The sequence below is a fragment of the Pseudolysinimonas sp. genome (assembly GCF_057350545.1).
In genome coordinates this window covers 17,991-34,426 of the sequence record NZ_JBMRCP010000064.1, presented here as the reverse complement: position 1 = coordinate 34,426, position 16,436 = coordinate 17,991, and the positions used below count along the sequence as shown (strand labels likewise).

Sequence of the window (16,436 nt, the reverse complement as noted above, 5' to 3'; positions counted from 1 at the left end):
CGACGCGGTCGACGAGACCGTGGACTGATCTCTAGAGAAGCTTCATAGTTCCCGAGAATACCAGTTCGGCCGGTCCGCTCAGCAGCACGTGGTCGCCGTTCGCTGTGGGCATCACCCGGACGCCGACGGTGCCACCGGGCACGTCGACACTCCACGCGTCCGGCGCGCGTTCGCCCGCCCAGTGCCGGGTGGCGAGAGCTGCGGCCGCAGCGCCGGTGCCGCATGACAGCGTCTCACCCGACCCGCGCTCGTGCACGCGCATCCGGATGTGGCCGACGCCGTCGCGCACGAGCGGGTCGCCCGGCACGACGAACTCGACGTTGACGCCGTCCGGCGGCGCGGGGGTGACCGTCGGCGCCGCGGCGAGTTCGAGGGCATCGAGTTCGGCGGTGTCGGCGAGGGCGACGACGACGTGCGGGTTGCCGACCCCGACGGCGAGTCCCGGACGGGCGACGTCGAGCCCCACGGCATTCACGGTCGCCTCTCCCGCGAGCACGAACGGGCCGAGGTCGACCTCGAAGCCGTCGGCGGTGCGAGTGAGCTGCCGCACGCCGCCGCGCGTGCCGATCGCGACGGTCGCGCCGACGTCGAGGTCGAGGAGGCCTTGCTCGACGAGGTAGGCACCGTAGACGCGGATGCCGTTGCCGCACATCTCCGCGGGGCTGCCGTCGGCGTTGTGATAGTCCATGAACCACTCGGCGGCCGGGTCTTCGCCGAGGGCGTCGGCGCCCTCGGGGAGATTCGCGGAGCGCACCGCGCGGATGACGCCGTCGCCGCCGACGCCGAAGCGCCGATCGGCGAGGCTCGCGAGGTGCTCGGCATCGAGGGTGACGCGGCCGTCGGGGTCGGCGAACAGCACGAAGTCGTTGCCCGTGCCGTGCCCCTTGGTGAAGTCGATCGTCGTCGCCACGGTTCGAGGTTATCCGGGCGCGGAGATCGCCGCCGCCAGTGCCGTGCCGACACGGGCGGGGTCGTCGGCGTCGAGCCACACCGTGTCGCGGAAGCGTCCGAACCAGCTCACCTGCCGTCGCGCGTACTTGCGGGTGAGCAGCGCCGCCTGCTCGATGGCCTCACCCTCGGTGAGCTCGCCCGCGAGCTGCGCCGCGGCCTGCGCGTACCCGATCGCGCGACCGGCCGTGACCCCGAGGCCTCCCGGCAGGAGATCCGCGACCTCGCTCACGAGCCCGTTGCGCCACATCCCCGCGACTCGTGCGTCGAGACGCGCCACGAGGGCGGCACGGTCGGCACGGAGGCCGATGGTCGTGCTCGGTCGCCACGGACGCTCCTCGGCCCCGAGGCCCGCGCCGAACGGCTCCCCCGTGAGCTCGACGACCTCGAGGGCTCTCACGAGCCGACGACCGTTGGCGGCACCGATCGCGTCCGCCGCGACGGGGTCGACGTCCCGCAGGCGGCGATGCAGCATCCCGGGCCCGTCCTTCTCGAGCTCGGCCTCGAGGCGCGCACGTACGTCGGCGTCGGTGCCGGGGAAACGGAAGTCGTAGAGCACGCTCGAGACGTACAGCCCCGAGCCTCCGACGAGAATCGGCACCGCGCCACGACCCAGGACCTCGTCGATCACGGCGCGCGCCTCCACCTGGTAGCGCGCGACGCTGGCCTCTTCGCTCGGCTCGAGCACGTCGAGCAGGTGGTGCGGGATGCCGCGACGCTCGTCGAGCGGCAGCTTCGCCGTGCCGATGTCCATGCCGCGGTAGAGCTGCATCGCGTCGGCGTTGACGATCTCAGCCGGGCGACCCGCGGCGGCGAGCCCCTCGGCCAGGTCGAGCGAGAGCGCCGACTTGCCGGTGCCGGTCGGTCCGACGACGGCGACGAGCACGGGCGTCAGGCGCCGGTGCCCAGCCCGGGCAGGCCGACCGTCGGCAGGCCGAGGCTCACACGGCCCGCGGAATCGGTGGGCGCGGTCGGCACGGCGCACGACTCGGCCTCGGCACGGTCCCAGGCGTCGCCCGAGCGGGTGCGGCGCACGGTCAGCGTCTCGCCCGTCGGCGCCGCGATGAGATAGTGCGGCGCGGTGCGGGTGACGACGACGCTCACGACGTCGCCGGGCCGCGGCACCTCGCTGCCCTCGGGCACGTCGAAGTGCACGAGACGGTTGTCTTCGGCGCGCCCCGACATGCGGCCGCGTGCCATGTCGCGACGCCCCTCGCCGGTCGCGACGAGCACCTCGACGGTGCGTCCGAGCAGCGCGTCGTTCTCTTCCGCGGAGATGCGCTCCTGGAGTTCGATGAGGCGCTCGTAGCGCTCCTGCACGACCTCCTTGGGCAACTGGTCGGGCAGCGTGGCGGCGGGGGTGCCGGGCCGGATCGAGTACTGGAACGTGAACGCGCTCGCGAAGCGGGCCTGCTCGACGACCCGCAGCGTCTCGGCGAAGTCCTCCTCGGTCTCGCCCGGGAACCCGACGATGATGTCGGTCGAGATCGCCGCCTGCGGCATCCGCGCGCGCACACGATCGAGAATGCCGAGGAACTTCTCCGACCGGTAGGAACGGCGCATGGCCTTGAGGATGCGATCGGAGCCGGACTGCAGCGGCATGTGCAGCTGCGGCATGACGTTGGGCGTCTCGGCCATCGCGTCGATGACGTCGTCGGTGAACGCGGCGGGGTGCGGGCTCGTGAAGCGCACGCGCTCGAGTCCGTCGATCTCGCCGGCGGCGCGGAGGAGCTTGCCGAATGCGAACCGGTCGCCGAATTCGACGCCATAGGAGTTGACGTTCTGGCCGAGCAGCGTGACCTCGATGACGCCGTCGTCGACGAGCATCTGGATCTCGGAGAGGATGTCGCCGGGGCGACGATCTTTCTCTTTGCCACGCAGCGACGGGACGATGCAGAACGTGCAGGTGTTGTTGCAGCCGACCGAGATCGACACCCAGCCGCTGTGCGTCGAATCACGCCGCGTCGGAAGCGTCGACGGGAACACCTCGAGCGCCTCGAGGATCTCGACCTGCGCCGTCTCGTTGTGGCGCGCGCGCTCGAGGAGCGTCGGGAGAGAGCCCATGTTGTGGGTGCCGAACACGACGTCCACCCACGGCACCTTGTCGAGGATGACCGACTTGTCCTTCTGAGCGAGACAGCCGCCGACGGCGATCTGCATCCCCTCGTGCTCGCGCTTCGTGCTCGCAAGGTGACCGAGCGTGCCGTAGAGCTTGTTGTCGGCGTTCTCGCGCACGGCGCACGTGTTGATGACGACGACGTCCGCCTGGCCGCTTTCGGAGCGCACATAGCCGGCGGCCTCGAGGCTTCCGGAGAGCCGTTCCGAGTCGTGCACGTTCATCTGGCAGCCGAACGTGCGCACCTCGTAGGTGCGGGCGCGCGCAGGAGCGCCGTCGGCGAGCAGGGACATGCGGGAGAGTCTACGGAACGGTCGCGGCCACGACCGCGCGGCCTCGACGGAACGGGCATCGAGGCCTCACCCTCGTGTGATCGTCAGCGTGAAGCCGCCGCCCGCCCATGTTCCGTCGAGCGGGATCGAGTCTCCCCCGTCATACGTCCCGGTGAAGTCGTAGTCGCTCTCGACGAAGACCAGATGGATGTCAAGGGTCGTGCCGGAGAGCCTCCACGTGTCGCTCGCATCGTCGAAGCGGTTGCCGTCGTTGAAGGCGACGGCAACCGTGCCGTCGGGCTGGAACTCGAGCTCCCAACTGTCGCCGTCGGAGTCGGTGCCGCTCCAGGTGGTGCCGGCCAGGTCGGTCGAGGTGCCGCCCCCGGTGCCGATGCCCGGGTCTCCGCCCCCGGGGCTGCCGCCGCCGGGGAGGACGGGGAAACACGCCGTCAGAAGAGCGACGACGAGGAGCGCAGCGGAGCCGAGGCTGAGGGAGCGGCGAGGAGTCATGCACCGCACCTTAGCGATGCGGAGTGTCGTGAGGGATCTCCGTCAGCGCCGCACAGGGCTTCCGGAAACGACGAAGGGCCGGCGCTCACTCGCCGGCCCCGGATGTCGGACTGCTCGATCAGCCCTCGGTGAGGGTGAGCGTGAACGGGCGGCCGGCGTAGCTGCCGTTGAGCGGAAGCGAGCTGCCGCCGTCGTAGGTGCCGGTGAAGGTGACGTCGCCGTTCTCGAAGCCGGTGACGGTCATCTCGATCGCGGTGCCGTCCTGCGTCCAGGTGTCTTCCGCGACGTCGGAGAAGTCGCCGTTGAACGAGACCCCGAGCGTTCCGTCGGACTGGAAGTCGATCTCCCAGACGTCACCGTCGGAGTCTTCGCCGTTCCAGGTGCCCGTGAGCGTGGTGGCGTCGTCTCCGCCGGTGTCGCCGCCGGGGTTCCCACCGGGGGTGGGCAGGGAGGGGAAGCACGCCGTCAGGACGGCGACGAGGAGCAGGGTCACGGACCCGATGCTGAGAGAGCGACGAAGTGTCATGACCGTCACCCTATCGGGGTACAGCACCTAGGAAAAAGCTACGCCGCGCCGGGGACTCTGTGGCAACGCCTGGTCGACGGCTGCACGGATCGTGCTGCCGCCGTACCCACGTCGCGCGAGGTAGGCGCTCAGCCGCCGCGCGGCCGTGTCGCGGTCGAGATGCCGGAGCTGCGGCGCCCGCTTGACGGCCAGGTCACGAGCGCGCGAGAGCTCGTCGGAGGTGTCGATGAGTTCGAGCGCGTACTCGATCGCGGCAGGCGAGAGAAGGCGGCGCGTGAGCTCTGCCGCAATCGCCGAGCGCCCGAGCCCCTTGCGCTCCTGGAGCGTGCCGACGAGGTTCTGGGCGAGGGCGACGTCGTCGAGATAGCCGTCGCGTTCGAGTCGCGCGACATCCGCCTCGATGTCGGTGTCGTCGAAGCCGCGATCGCGGAGGTGCCGTTCGAGCTCGCGACGGGAGAGCCCACGCCGTGCCAGTGCGGTGATCGAGACGTGGCGTGCCGCACCGATCGGGGGAAGGTGCTCGTCGTCTGCCGTATCGGCGAGGGGGGCGGAACGGCTCGACGTGAGACGGTCGCGGAGGGAGGCTTCCGCGGCGCTGTCCTGTGCCGGCGCGACCTCCTGCGGGATCACTCCCGGCAGGTAGGTCACGCGCGCGAGCACACCGTCGAGCCGTTCCATGGGGGGGGGCCTTTCTTTCCTGGCCGGACTACTCGCCCGCCGCCTTGAGTTCGGGCACCTCGGCCACCGGCGCCAGGATCGGGGCGACGTTGGACGCCTCGGCCTTCGCCGCCGCGCCGACACCGAGCTTCGTGAGGATCTTCTTCTCGATCTCGTTCGCGATGTCGGGGTTCTCGAGCAGGAAGTTGCGCGAGTTCTCCTTGCCCTGGCCGAGCTGGTCGCCCTCGTAGGTGTACCAGGCGCCCGACTTGCGGACGATCTCGTGCTCGACGCCGTAGTCGATGAGGCTGCCCTCGCGCGAGATGCCGACGCCGTACAGGATGTCGAACTCGGCCTGCTTGAAGGGCGGCGCCATCTTGTTCTTGACGACCTTCACGCGCGTACGGTTGCCGACCGCCTCGGTGCCGTCCTTCAGGGTCTCGATGCGGCGGATGTCGAGTCGCACCGACGCGTAGAACTTGAGCGCCTTGCCACCCGCGGTGGTCTCCGGGCTGCCGAAGAACACGCCGATCTTCTCGCGGAGCTGGTTGATGAAGATCATCGTCGTCTGCGTCGAGGAGAGACCACCCGTGAGCTTGCGGAGCGCCTGCGACATGAGCCGCGCCTGGAGGCCGACGTGGCTGTCGCCCATCTCGCCCTCGATCTCGGCACGAGGAACGAGCGCCGCGACGGAGTCGATGACGATGAGGTCGATCGAACCGGAACGCACGAGCATGTCGGCGATCTCGAGCGCCTGCTCCCCCGTGTCGGGCTGCGACACGAGCAGCGCGTCGATGTCGACGCCGAGCTTCTTGGCGTACTCGGGGTCGAGCGCGTGCTCCGCGTCGATGAATGCCGCGATGCCTCCGCCGCGCTGCGCATTGGCGATCGCGTGCAGCGTGAGGGTCGTCTTTCCCGACGACTCCGGACCGTAGATCTCGACGATGCGGCCACGCGGGAGCCCGCCGATGCCGAGCGCGACGTCGAGGGCGATGGAACCGGTCGGGATGACGGCGACCGGGGCGCGCTCGTCGGATCCGAGCCGCATCACCGTGCCCTTGCCGAACTGGCGGTCGATCTGGGCGAGAGCGGTCTCGAGGGCCTTCTCGCGGTCTGCGGGACTGGGCATGTGCTGTCTTCCTTCGTTCGGCAGGGGCGGTCGATGCCCCCGATGCGGTGCGCCCATCGGCTGCCATCCCTGCGCCGGCCGGTGAAGCAAGGCCGGTGCTCTCGTGACAAAGGCTGTCGGTGTCCGACGAGTGCGACGCTACGCCCGAGGACCGACATCGGTCGGGACCGACGGGCGGAAAGCGGAACGACTCGTCTTCGAACGACTCTGTGGAGGACACTACGCGCATCCGAACGGATGTTCGAACGCGACACGCCGTCGCGTGCGCTGGTCAGCGCGCGGGGTCGGGACGCCCCGCGCCGTGGCGACGATCGCGCGGCACCTCTTGCACGTCGCACAGCGCGATCCACACGTCACGCGCCGGGACGCCGGCCGCGAGAGCCTGCTCGGGCGTGCGGTTGCCGAGTTCGACGATCACGGTGTCGCGGAGCAGCACGCGTCCGAAGGCGCCGAACTCGTCGTCGACGGCTCGGGAGAACTCCGAGATCTTCAGGTCAGCGAACCGCGAGGTCGGCGTCGAACTCGGCGACGAGCTCATCCGGCAGCGTGTCGGGCACGCGGTCGTACGCGGTCGTGGCGTCGAAGGTGACACCCTCGATGACCGCGAGACGGTCGCCCACCTCACGCATGATGACGGAGATCGGGGTGTCGAGGGCGTCGGCGACCGAGGCGAGGATCTCGCTCGACGCCTCCTTCTGACCGCGCTCGACCTCGCTGAGGTACCCGAGGGCCACGGACGCGCGCGACGCGACCTGACGGAGCGTCATCGCCTTCTGAAGGCGGAAATCGCGGAGGACATCGCCGATCTCCTGACGGACCAGAACCATGGTGTCCTCCTTCTCCTTCTTATTCGGAGACCTCACGGTCTCCGGTCTGGGGTGGCAACACTACCCCGGGCCCTACCTGAACTCTAATTCGCGTCACCTCGGGGAATCCTGAGTTGACACGATCTGTAACAGGATCGACACAGGGGCTATTCCCGGGCGACCCCCAGTGCGAGGGCGAGAGCCGCCTCGACGCTCGCACTCCGGATCGCGGCGCGGTCTCCCGCGAGGGCGAGCCGCGCCGAGGTCACTCCGCGCGCGGTCGCGAGCCCGATCCACACCTCCCCCGGGGCGTGGCCGTCCTGCGGGTCCGGCCCCGCTGCACCCGTCGTGGCGAGGCCGATGTCCGCGCCGGTCGCCGCGCGCACGCCCGCCGCCATCTGCTCGGCGACGAGGGGGTGGATGGCGCCCTCGCGTGCGAGGAGGTCGCGATCGACGCCCAGCAACTCGGCTTTCAATCGCGTGGCGTAGGCCACGATCCCGCCCACGAACACGGTCGACGCACCCGGGATCGCGACGACCTCCGACGCGAGCAGCCCGCCCGTGAGCGACTCGGCGACCGCGACCGTGAGCCCGCGCTCACGCAGGGCGGCGACGAGCTCGAGCGCGCGTCTCGACACGGCGCTGCGCGCCTACTCGACGACCGAGGAGGGTGTGCGGGCGGACGGGCGGCCCTTCCAGGCCTGCCACAGGTACTCGGCGCCGCTCACGACCGTGATCGCGACGGCGAGCATCATGAGCACGAAGTTGACCGTGTGCATCCCGTCGCCGAAGAACACCCAGAGCGGCACGAGCGCGAACGAGATGGCGATGATCTGTACCCAGGTCTTGATCTTGCCGAGGAGCGATGCGGGGATGACGTGGTCGCGCAGGGCGACCAGGCGCAGCACGGTGATGCCGACCTCGCGCACGAGGATCACGATGGTCACCCACCAGTCGAGCTCGCCGAGCACCGAGAGCGACACGAGCGCGCCGCCGATGAGCACCTTGTCGGCGATCGGATCGAGCAGCTTGCCGGCGTCGGTGACGAGGTTGCGATGACGCGCGAGGTACCCGTCGATGCCGTCGGTCGCCGAGGCGAGGATGAACAGCCCGGCGGCGACATAGCGCAGCACGCCGTCGGCGCTGCCGTCGAGCAGCAGGAGCACGACGAACGCGGGGGCGAGCAGGATGCGGGCGACCGTCACGATGTTGGCGACGTTGCCGGCGCTCGCGACGCCTTCGCCGTCACGGACGACGCGGCCGCGCATCGGGTTGACCCTCGGCGCGGGGGGACCGTCGAGCGTCATGCCTCTACCCCCGCCCGGCCAGACTCCAGGCGCCCCCGTCCGAGCCGCCCTCGGCATCAGGATACTCCGACCCGGAGGCCCCGGCCGCCGGTGCCGGGGCACCGCGCAGGCGGGCGAGCACCTCGGGAAGCTGCTCGGCGGTCACGAGCACGTCGCGCGCCTTCGAGCCCTCGGAGGGTCCGACGATGTCGCGGGACTCGAGCAGGTCCATGAGCCGCCCGGCCTTCGCGAACCCGACCCGCAGCTTGCGTTGCAGCATCGAGGTCGAGCCGAACTGCGTCGTCACGACGAGCTCGGTGGCCTGGAGGAGCAGCTCGAGGTCGTCGCCGATGTCAGCATCGACCTCGCGCTTCTCGACGACGGCTTCGACATCCTCGCGGTACTCCGGACGGGCCTGCGCGGTGACGTGCGCGACCACCGCGGCGACCTCTTCCTTCGTCACCCAGGCGCCCTGCACGCGCACGGCCTTCGAGGCACCCATCGGCAGGAACAGCCCGTCGCCCTGCCCGATGAGCTTCTCGGCGCCCGGCTGGTCGAGGATGACGCGACTGTCGGTCATCGACGACACCGCGAAGGCGAGCCGCGACGGCACGTTGGCCTTGATGAGTCCCGTGACCACGTCGACCGACGGACGCTGCGTCGCGAGGACGAGGTGGATGCCGGCCGCGCGCGCGAGTTGCGTGATGCGCACGATGGAGTCTTCGACATCCCTCGGCGCCACCATCATGAGGTCGGCGAGCTCGTCGACCACGACGAGCAGGTAGGGGTACGGCTGGAGCACGCGCTGCGAGTTCTCCGGCAGCTTGATCTCGTTGGTCGCGATGGCGCGGTTGAAGTCGTCGACGTGCGAGTAGCCGAACGATGCGAGGTCGTCGTACCGCATGTCCATCTCCTTCACGACCCACTGGAGCGCCTCGGCGGCCTTCTTGGGGTTCGTGATGATGGGGGTGATGAGGTGCGGCACGCCCTGATAGGCGGTGAGCTCGACGCGCTTCGGGTCGACGAGCACCATCCGCACCTCGGCCGGGCGGGCCCGCATGAGGATGCTCGTGATCATCGAGTTGATGAACGACGATTTGCCCGATCCGGTCGAGCCGGCGACGAGCAGGTGCGGCATCTTCGCGAGGTTCGCGACGACGAAGCCGCCCTCGACGTCTTTGCCGAGGCCGATCGTCATCGGATGCTGCTGCCGTGCGGCGGCACTGGAGCGCAGCACATCGCCGAGAGACACCGTCTCGCGGTCGCGGTTCGGGATCTCGATGCCGATCGCGCTCTTGCCGGGGATCGGCGACAGGATCTGCACCTCGTTGGAGGCGACCGCGTAGGCGAGGTTCTTGGCGAGGGCGGTGACCCGCTCGACCTTGACCCCGTGGCCGAGCGCGATCTCGTAGCGGGTGACCGAGGGTCCGCGGGTGAAGCCCGTGACGCGGGCATCGACCTGGAACTGACTCAGCACGCTCGTGATCGAGGCGATCGCCTCGTCGTTCACGGGCGTCTTCTTCTGCGGCGGATCGCCCGGGACGAGCACGGAGGCGGCGGGCAGCTTGTAGGGACGGCGCGGCGGTGGCGAGTGCCGTCCGACCGGGGCCGGCGGCAGGTTCTCGGGGTCGGGCAGTTCCGCGGGGACCGAGTCGAGTCCCGCGTCGTCGCGGAGCCCGCGACCGCCGGCGACCTCACCCGTCGAGAACCGCCGCACGGCATCCTCGGCCTTGTCGAGCTCGGCGAGGAGGTCGAACGGGTTCGGCTCGTCGGGCCCGACGATGATGTCGGTGACCTGTTCGCGCTCGAGCGACGTGTCGTACGCGGGCTCGTCGGCACCCTTCTTCGACCGCATCCACCACGGCCGGGACGTCGTGTCGGTCGGGTCGGGCTCGAGGCCGAGGTCGCTGAACGAGGTGCCGATCTCGGGCTCCTCGGCGGGAGCGCGGGGCGCGCGCTGCGGCAGCTCGGCGCCGAACAGGTAGCTGTAGGCCTCGCCGAGGCGGTGCCCGATGCGGTTCGGCGGCGTCTTGGTGAGGATGAAGAGCGAGAGTACGCCGAGCGCCGCAGCGAGGAACACGGCGAGCCAGGCGGCACCGATGGCGAGGAACGGCCAGGTCACGATCCAGCCGAGGATGCCGCCGCCGTGGGCGAGCGCGACGGCGCCGTCGCCGGGCTGCGGCTGGCCGCCGAAGAGATGGCAGAGCGCACTCACGGTCGTCAGCAGCAGCACGAGGCCGACACCGAGTCGTCCGTTGTCATGGACGCTCGAGGGATGCCGGAACAGCCAGAGCGCGAAGAGGAGCATGATGACGGGGAGCGCGAAGGCGACGCGGCCCAAGAGTCCGCCGAAGGTATAGGCGTCGAGGGCGATGGCGACCTCGTGAGTCGGGTTGAACCACTCGACTACCGCTCCCCCGACAGCCAGGACGACGAGCAGGAACGGCACGCCGTCGCGGCGCTCCTCAGGCGCGAGGGCCTCCTTGCCGAAGAGCCGCGCGGCACCGCCGACGGCGTGCGCGAGCGACATCCAGAGGCTCGTGAAGACCCCGGGCTCCTCGACGCGCTCGGGGCTCTTGCCCTTCGGGTAACGCTTGGTCGCGCCCGCGCTCGTCGAACGCGCGCGCGATGTGGGGCGCGCACGCGAGGTCGACGACCGGGTTCCCGTGGCCATGCGGTCACGGTACCCGCGGGCGGAGACGGTTCCCGGCAGCGACACCCGCGACCGGTCGCGCTCCCCTTAAATGACCCAAATAACGCATCTGGTCATTTAGACTCGCCACCATGCGCCCCAGCATCCCGACGTCCGTGATCCTCGACGCCGCCGCCGAACTCGTCGCCGAGCGCGGCTTCAGCGCCGTCAGGATGGACGACGTCGCCGCCCGCGCGGGCGTCGCGAAAGGCGTTCTCTATCTGCGATTCGCGGGCAAGGACGCACTGCTCGTCGCCCTCGTACGACGCGAGCTCTCCCTCGCCACTCGGCACACCGCCGGGCTCGTCGCCGTCGATCCGCGCGGAGGGCTCCTCTCCCGGCTGTTCCTGAGCTCGCTCGCGGCGCTCCGCGCCCGGCCCGCGCTGCTGCGCTTCTACCGGGACGATCCGTCACCCGTCGGGCGGCTCACCCGGTCGCGCGCCGACGACCATCGCCCGCGCGCGCTCCTCGGCGCTGCGCTCATCGGCGAGCTCCAGCACGCCGGCACGGTCGCGGTCGACCTCGATGCCGACGTGTTCGCCGCCAATCTCACGGTGTGGAGCCGCGGCCTCGTCACCCGTGCCCACGGGGATGACGTGGAGGCGCTCGTGCTCGGAATGGCCGACCTCATCGCGCGCGCGGCCGACGTCGAGGTCGACGACACCACCCCCGGACGCGCCGCCATCCTGCGCTTCACCGACGCGCTCATCGCCGACCTGGAGGACGCGTGACCACGACCCGGCTCCGACCGCCCGGAAGCCGCGAGCTGCACGTCGACGTCGCAGCGGGGCGACTTCGCGTGCTCGCCGCGGGTGAACCGAGCGCGGGCGGAGGGCGAACGCCCCTCCTGCTGCTGCACGGCGGAGGTACCGACAGCGCCGCGATCTCCTGGTACCGGCTACTCGCACCGCTCGGTCGCGACCGCCTGGTCGTCGCCCCCGACCTCCCGGGCTTCGGCGGAAGCATCGAGGTGCCGCCCGTGGGTGGGCCGGACGCCCTCGCCGACACCGCGGTCGCCCTGCTCGATGCCCTCGGGATCGCCCACGCCGTCGTCGGCGGCGTGTCGATGGGTGGCGACGTCGCGCTGCACCTGGCCCTGCGGCATCCAGACCGTGTCGCCGGGCTCGTGCTCATCGCTCCGGGCGGCCTCGTCGACCGTGTCGGCGGACCCGTCGCCCACGCATCCGCGTGGCTCGCGACCCGGCTGCCCGACAGCATCCTGCTCCCCCTCGCCCGGCTCGCGAACCGCTTCGCCCGATCGACGATGCGGTCCATCGCGAAGGACCCGACGACGCTGCCCACGGAGAGCGTCGACGAGTTCGTGCGCGAAGCCCGTCATCCGCTCGGCGGCATCGCCTACGGGCGGTACAACCAGGCGACGGTCACGTGGCACGGGATGAGCAACGACGTGAGCGACCTCGTCGACACGATCGCTGTGCCGGCCCTGTTCGTGCACGGCGAGGACGATCGGATGGTGCCGATTGCGGGCTCGCGACGCGCGGCCGACAGGATGCCCCGGGCGCGGATCGTGGCCGTCGCGGACTGCGGACACTGGGCTCAGCTCGAGGCACACGACCTCGTGCTCGCCGCGATCACCGGCTTCCTCGACGACGTCGAGGGACGCTGATCACACCCGCGTCACCTCACTCGAAGCAGACGCCGAGCAGATTCTCGCTGGCCGCGACCGAGAAGACACCCCAGTCGGATGTCGACGCGTGGATGTAGACCACGGTCTCGTCAGGACGGAACCCCGCCCAGTACGACGGGTCGCTCGCGACCTCGACGAGCAGTTGCCCGTTCGCGCCGGGGACGACGTAGACGTCGGTGAGGTCCGCGTCGACGACGGTGACGCCGGGATAGGCCGCCTCGACGGCGGCGCGGCCGTCGCCGAACCGGATGCCCGCGGTGGTCGGGATGTCGCGGGCGTTGAGGTCGATGCGCGTGATCGTGCCGGTCGGACCCGCGCCCGAGGCGTCGGTCACCGAGAAGGCGGTGCCGACCCCGTAGACGTCGGGGTCGGTCGACACGTAACTCGCATGCGCCGACCAGAGTCCGGCGCCCGAGCATCCCGCCGGATCGAAAGCGACCAGCGAGAGCGCGGGATCCGACGACGCCGGCTCTCCGAGGGGCAACTCCGCGAAGCCGTCAGGGCCGAGCGCCAGTTCGTCGAGCGCCGGGCGCACGGTCGGCGTCGGCGTCGGCGTCGCGCCGACGGTCGGCGCCGCCGTCGGGGAGCCGGACGGGGTGCCGCTCCCCGACGGGGTCCCGCCCGGCCCGCACGCGGTCAGCACGAGCACGGCGGCGAGCAGCGGGGCGGCGCCGAGGAACCGGGCACGGGTCGTCATGCCCACATCATGGCCGCTCCGCCTAGCCCGGCGATAGTGGGGTCCCGGCTAATACCGGATCGCGTCGATCACCTTGACCCGCACCGCGACGAGGGCCGGGAGGAGCCCGGCGAGCGCCCCGACGAGGGTCGCGGAGCCCAGGCCGATGAGCGCCGCCTCGACGGGGAAGCCGGGGATGTCCTGCACTCCGAGGGCGATGTACGACTCGGTGATCGGGTTGCGGATGAGCACGATCGCGAGCAGCACACCCGCGAGCCCGGCGACGAAGGTCGCGACGACGCTCTCCATCATGACCGAGAAGAACACCCGACCCGCGGTCGCCCCGAAGGCGCGACGGATGCCGATCTCGCGGATGCGGTGGCGCACGGTCACGAGCGCGATGTTGAGCAACCCCAGGGCGCCGAGCGCCATGACGAGCACCGCGATGCCGACGACGATGATCTTCGGGATGAGCAGCGGGTCGCCGAGCCCCTCCCAGGCCAGGTAGTCCTGACGCTGGATGTCGACCTGCCAGTCTTCGCCGAGCGAGCCCGCGATGTCGCGCTGGATCGCCGGCACGAGATCGGCGGCGGCCTCCGGCGGCACCCACGCCTCGTAGGTTGGCAACTGCGGGTAGTTCGGATCCTGCGGCGGCGCGAACGCGTCGTAGTCGTCGTTGAGCATGTGGGCCTGCAGGAACGAGCCGTCGAGCGACTGCTTCGGTGTCACGCCGACGATGATCGCATCGACCGTGCCGGTCGGCGTGACGATCCCGAGCACCGGGTCGAGGCGCAGGTTCGGCGACCCCAACCGTTCCCAGATCTCCTCGCTCACGACGATCGCCGGCGCGAGGCGCTCGGCATCGCGCGCGGTGAACCACGAGCCCTGCTCGAGCGAGATCCGGTGCATGACGCCGTAGGGCTGGTCGACGCCGAGCGCCGAGATGCCCAAGACACCGTCCGGGAACTGCACCGAGAAGCCGCCGTAGATCGTGCGATTCACGTGCGTCACTCCGTAGCGCTCCATCGCCGCGAAGAACGCCCGGTCGAGGTCGGCCTTCGCAGGCTGCGCGCCGGTCGCCGCGTTGTACGCGTACATCCCGATCGTCGCCGGCCGACCGCCGCTGCGCTCGAACGACTCGACGCTCGCCTGCGTCGCGATCGCACCGGCGGCGACGACGCCCGTGAGCGCGGTCACCGCGACGCCCACGCCGATGAGGCTCAGCAGGACCTGCGTCTTGTGGATGCGCAGCTCGGCCCACGCCTCGACGAGCGACCCCACGAACCCGGTCCAGCCGCGCGCGAGACCCGACTCGCCCTTCGCCACGGGCGCCTTGCCGGGCACGGGCGGCGGTACGTCGACACGCTCGACCGCGGTCGAGTGCTCGCCGCTCACAGGGTGGCCCCCGTCGCGGCGAGATCCTGCACGCGCGACGCCGCGACCTCGTGCAGCACGCCACCGTCGAGGCGGTAGTGCCGACGCGCGAGGGCGGCGACATTCGGGTCGTGCGTGATCGTGATGAGCGCCGCGCCCGCCTGCTCGGCAGCGGCATCCAGCAGTTCCATGACGCTTGCGCCGGTCTCGACGTCGAGGGCGCCCGTGGGCTCGTCGGCGAGGATGAGCCGCGGTCCGCGCACGAGGGCGCGCGCGATCGCGACGCGCTGCTGCTCGCCGCCGGAGAGCTGGTCGGGCGTCGACTTCAGCCGTGCACCGAGGCCGACACGGTCGAGCATCTCGCTCGCGAGCCTCTCGCGCCGCCAGAACTGCGTCCCCGTCGCGTAGAGCAGCGGCGTCGTGACGTTCTCGAGCGCCGTGCGCCCCGGCAGGAGGTTGAACTGCTGGAAGATGAAGCCGACGTCGCGGCCCCGGCGACGGTCGCGTTCGCCGGCATCCAGCTTGTCGAGCGGGGTGCCGTCGAATTCGAGCCGGCCGCTCGTCGGGGTGTCGATGAGGCCGAGCAGGTTGAGCAGCGTCGACTTGCCGCTGCCGGAGCGTCCGACGATGCTCACGTGGTCGCCGATCTCGACGGCGAGGTCGACACCCTTGAGGATGTCGAGCCTTCCGCCGTCGGGGAGTTCTACGGAGCGCGTCACGCCCTCCAGTTCCACGAACGCCATGTCAGCCGCCGAAGCCGACGATCGGCCCCTCGATCGGCATCCCCGGGTCGGCCGGGGCGCCGGGGACGAACTGCATCACGAGCTCGCCCTCCTCGAGGCCGTCGACGATCTCGACGTTGATGCCGTCGGAGAGGCCGAGCGTCACCTGACGCTCCTCGGTCTCGCCGGTCTCCGGATCGATCACAACGTAAACGACGCCCGACTCGGCCGAGCCGAGCACCGATGTGACCGGCACGACGAGCACGTTCTCGGCGACACCGGCCGAGATCGTGAGCTGGGCCGTCAGGTCGGGGAAGACCGTGACGTCCGCCGGCACGACGCACCGCGCCGTCGTGCCCGATCCCGCACCGGGGTCGCCCGTGCCCGGGTTCTCGCCGTCGCCCGAGCCGGTGCCCGAGCCGGCGAGGGGCGTCCGCACCGTGAGGCTCGTGCAGGTGAAGGGCGCGGGACCCCCGGTCACGGTCACGGTCGCCTCGGCCGGAGCTGCGGCGAGACGGTAGCGGTCGACGGGCTGCACCGATGCGGTGACGTAGAAGCCGGGCGGCGCGATCTGCGCGACGACGGTCCCCGCGGTGGTCTGCTGGGTCACCACGATCGAGAGCGACGAGATCGTGCCGGCGACGGGAGCGACGACACCGACCGTCACGGTGCGGCCCGCGGAGTTCGTGCCCTTCACCACGGCGAACTGCTGTCCCGCGGAGACGGTCGAGCCGACCCCCACGTCGAGCGAGATGACCTCGCCACCGAGCGGAGCCTTCACGGGCACCGCGTCGTCGGCCTTCACCGTGCCGCTCAGCACGACGTCGTTGCTGACGGTGCCGATCATCACGGGCACCTGCGGGTCGACGACGCCGCCGGTCGGCAGCTCTCCCCCGGCGCCGGCCGACGAGCTCCCGAAGAAGGCGAGCTTCACGAGAGCCACGGCGATGGCGGCGAAGACGACGATCCGGAGGATCGGGAAGACCCACTTGCGGGCGACGGACATGGGCGCTCTCCAATTCCACGGGTGATGCCGCGTGCCCTGACACGCGGTGCTCTCATCGAATCAGGAGA

18 protein-coding genes are annotated in these 16,436 nt (G+C 70.8%); 2 read left to right on the top strand and 16 right to left on the bottom strand.

The window, feature by feature from the left end; genetic code table 11:
- Nucleotides 1–31: 31 nt before the first annotated feature.
- The 12 genes from dapF to ACO1X9_RS09080 all read right to left on the bottom strand — a co-directional run bounded on the left by dapF (nt 32) and on the right by ACO1X9_RS09080 (nt 10,924).
- Nucleotides 32–910, bottom strand: coding sequence for a diaminopimelate epimerase (gene dapF / locus ACO1X9_RS09135; protein ID WP_486350513.1), 879 nt, complete (start codon nt 908–910; stop codon nt 32–34).
- Nucleotides 911–919: 9 nt separating this feature from the next.
- A complete protein-coding gene (gene miaA / locus ACO1X9_RS09130) occupies nt 920–1,843 on the bottom strand; it encodes a tRNA (adenosine(37)-N6)-dimethylallyltransferase MiaA (RefSeq protein WP_486350515.1) in 924 nt (307 codons plus the stop codon).
- The gene (gene miaB / locus ACO1X9_RS09125) at nt 1,840–3,357 is read right to left on the bottom strand and encodes a tRNA (N6-isopentenyl adenosine(37)-C2)-methylthiotransferase MiaB (RefSeq protein WP_486350512.1); all 1,518 of its coding nucleotides are present in this window, start codon (nt 3,355–3,357) and stop codon (nt 1,840–1,842) included. Before miaB ends, miaA begins: the two co-directional genes overlap by 4 nt.
- Before the next feature lie 66 nt (nt 3,358–3,423).
- Entirely contained in the window at nt 3,424–3,846 is a 423-nt protein-coding gene (locus ACO1X9_RS09120; protein WP_486350511.1) for a hypothetical protein, read from the bottom strand.
- 118 nt (nt 3,847–3,964) lie between these two features.
- Nucleotides 3,965–4,372: a hypothetical protein gene (locus tag ACO1X9_RS09115; protein ID WP_486350510.1), complete on the bottom strand. Its 408-nt coding sequence runs from the start codon at nt 4,370–4,372 to the stop codon at nt 3,965–3,967.
- 27 nt (nt 4,373–4,399) lie between these two features.
- A complete protein-coding gene (locus ACO1X9_RS09110; RefSeq protein ID WP_486350509.1) occupies nt 4,400–5,050 on the bottom strand; it encodes a regulatory protein RecX in 651 nt (216 codons plus the stop codon).
- A 28-nt stretch (nt 5,051–5,078) separates the two neighbouring features.
- Nucleotides 5,079–6,158: a recombinase RecA gene (gene recA, locus ACO1X9_RS09105; RefSeq protein WP_486350508.1), complete on the bottom strand. Its 1,080-nt coding sequence runs from the start codon at nt 6,156–6,158 to the stop codon at nt 5,079–5,081.
- Nucleotides 6,159–6,429: 271 nt separating this feature from the next.
- Nucleotides 6,430–6,696 carry a DUF3046 domain-containing protein gene (locus ACO1X9_RS09100; RefSeq protein WP_486350507.1) on the bottom strand — a complete coding sequence of 89 codons (267 nt, stop codon included), beginning with the start codon at nt 6,694–6,696 and terminating at the stop codon, nt 6,430–6,432.
- Nucleotides 6,653–6,985 carry a helix-turn-helix domain-containing protein gene (locus ACO1X9_RS09095; protein WP_486350506.1) on the bottom strand — a complete coding sequence of 111 codons (333 nt, stop codon included), beginning with the start codon at nt 6,983–6,985 and terminating at the stop codon, nt 6,653–6,655. The genes ACO1X9_RS09100 and ACO1X9_RS09095 overlap by 44 nt, the downstream gene beginning before the upstream one ends.
- Before the next feature lie 146 nt (nt 6,986–7,131).
- A complete protein-coding gene (locus tag ACO1X9_RS09090; protein WP_486350505.1) occupies nt 7,132–7,602 on the bottom strand; it encodes a CinA family protein in 471 nt (156 codons plus the stop codon).
- Between the two features lie 12 nt (nt 7,603–7,614).
- Nucleotides 7,615–8,271: a CDP-diacylglycerol--glycerol-3-phosphate 3-phosphatidyltransferase gene (pgsA, locus tag ACO1X9_RS09085; protein WP_486350504.1), complete on the bottom strand. Its 657-nt coding sequence runs from the start codon at nt 8,269–8,271 to the stop codon at nt 7,615–7,617.
- Between the two features lie 4 nt (nt 8,272–8,275).
- Nucleotides 8,276–10,924: a DNA translocase FtsK gene (locus ACO1X9_RS09080; protein ID WP_486350503.1), complete on the bottom strand. Its 2,649-nt coding sequence runs from the start codon at nt 10,922–10,924 to the stop codon at nt 8,276–8,278.
- A gap of 110 nt (nt 10,925–11,034) precedes the next feature.
- Between ACO1X9_RS09080 and ACO1X9_RS09075 the strand changes: the two genes are divergently transcribed.
- Both ACO1X9_RS09075 and ACO1X9_RS09070 read left to right on the top strand, forming a co-directional pair.
- Nucleotides 11,035–11,673, top strand: coding sequence for a TetR/AcrR family transcriptional regulator (locus ACO1X9_RS09075; protein WP_486350502.1), 639 nt, complete (start codon nt 11,035–11,037; stop codon nt 11,671–11,673).
- Entirely contained in the window at nt 11,670–12,569 is a 900-nt protein-coding gene (locus tag ACO1X9_RS09070) for an alpha/beta fold hydrolase (RefSeq protein WP_486350501.1), read from the top strand. The genes ACO1X9_RS09075 and ACO1X9_RS09070 overlap by 4 nt, the downstream gene beginning before the upstream one ends.
- Before the next feature lie 16 nt (nt 12,570–12,585).
- On the opposite strand, the gene ACO1X9_RS09065 is transcribed toward ACO1X9_RS09070, so the two are convergent.
- Genes ACO1X9_RS09065 through ACO1X9_RS09050 form a run of 4 tightly spaced genes read right to left on the bottom strand, consistent with a single transcriptional unit; the run spans nt 12,586 to nt 16,368 of the window.
- On the bottom strand, nt 12,586–13,287 hold the full coding sequence (locus ACO1X9_RS09065) for a hypothetical protein (RefSeq protein WP_486350500.1): 702 nt from the start codon (nt 13,285–13,287) through the stop codon (nt 12,586–12,588).
- 48 nt (nt 13,288–13,335) lie between these two features.
- Nucleotides 13,336–14,661 carry an ABC transporter permease gene (locus tag ACO1X9_RS09060; protein ID WP_486350499.1) on the bottom strand — a complete coding sequence of 442 codons (1,326 nt, stop codon included), beginning with the start codon at nt 14,659–14,661 and terminating at the stop codon, nt 13,336–13,338.
- Nucleotides 14,658–15,383 carry an ABC transporter ATP-binding protein gene (locus tag ACO1X9_RS09055; RefSeq protein ID WP_486350498.1) on the bottom strand — a complete coding sequence of 242 codons (726 nt, stop codon included), beginning with the start codon at nt 15,381–15,383 and terminating at the stop codon, nt 14,658–14,660. The genes ACO1X9_RS09060 and ACO1X9_RS09055 overlap by 4 nt, the downstream gene beginning before the upstream one ends.
- A gap of 1 nt (nt 15,384) precedes the next feature.
- The gene (locus ACO1X9_RS09050; protein ID WP_486350497.1) at nt 15,385–16,368 is read right to left on the bottom strand and encodes an efflux RND transporter periplasmic adaptor subunit; all 984 of its coding nucleotides are present in this window, start codon (nt 16,366–16,368) and stop codon (nt 15,385–15,387) included.
- Between the last annotated feature and the right edge of the window lie 68 nt (nt 16,369–16,436).